This is a genomic window from Caballeronia glathei (assembly GCF_000698595.1).
Classification (GTDB): Bacteria; Pseudomonadota; Gammaproteobacteria; order Burkholderiales; family Burkholderiaceae; genus Caballeronia; species Caballeronia glathei.
In genome coordinates, this window is the sequence record NZ_JFHC01000275.1 from 1 (window position 1) to 694 (window position 694).

The 694-nt window shown below is 61.1% G+C and carries 2 pseudogenes; both read left to right on the forward strand.

What is annotated here, in order from left to right:
• A pseudogene (locus BG61_RS42645) lies at positions 1-160 on the forward strand (MFS transporter); the annotation flags it as partial.
• Positions 161-202: 42 nt separating this feature from the next.
• Positions 203-694, forward strand: a pseudogene (locus tag BG61_RS38750) (transketolase); the annotation flags it as partial.

Below are 694 nucleotides of genomic sequence, written 5' to 3' on the forward strand. Positions count from 1 at the left end.
CTGCTTCGCCAATCTCGCGGGCTTCTTTTCGCCGGCCATTGTCGGCTGGCTGAACGATCTCACGGGCAAGTCGACGGCCGGGTTGATCTTCATATCGGCGGCGATCGTCCTGGGCGCAGCGCTCGTTTTCCTCGTGCCGGCGAAGTCCGTCAACCGCTGAGAAAGCTGCAGCAATAATTCACTCTCAAATCAAGGAGACAGCATGAACGCAATTTCATCAGATGCGGTGACGCTCGCCGAGCGCGCCTATCGGATTCGCAGAAACGCCCTGCTGATGGGCGAAGTGCAGGGGCAAGGCTATATCGGCCAGGCGCTCGACATCGCCGATGTACTTGCCGTTTCCTACTTCGGCGCCATGCGATATCAGCCTGACAACCCGGAATGGGAAGGCCGCGACCGCTTCCTCATGTCCAACGGCCACTATGCGATCGCGCTTTATGCCGTGCTGCTCGAAGCCGGCATCTTGCCCGCCGAGGAACTGGAAACCTACGGCAGCGACGACAGCCGGTTGCCGATGTCCGGCATGGCGAGCTACACGCCCGGCATGGAGATGTCCGGCGGCTCGCTCGGCCACGGTCTCACGATTGCGGTGGGCCGCTGCCTTGGCCTCAAGCGCAAGGGCTCGGACGCTTTTGTTTACACGCTCTTTTCCGACGGCGAACTCGATGAAGGCGCGATCTGGGAAGGCATCATG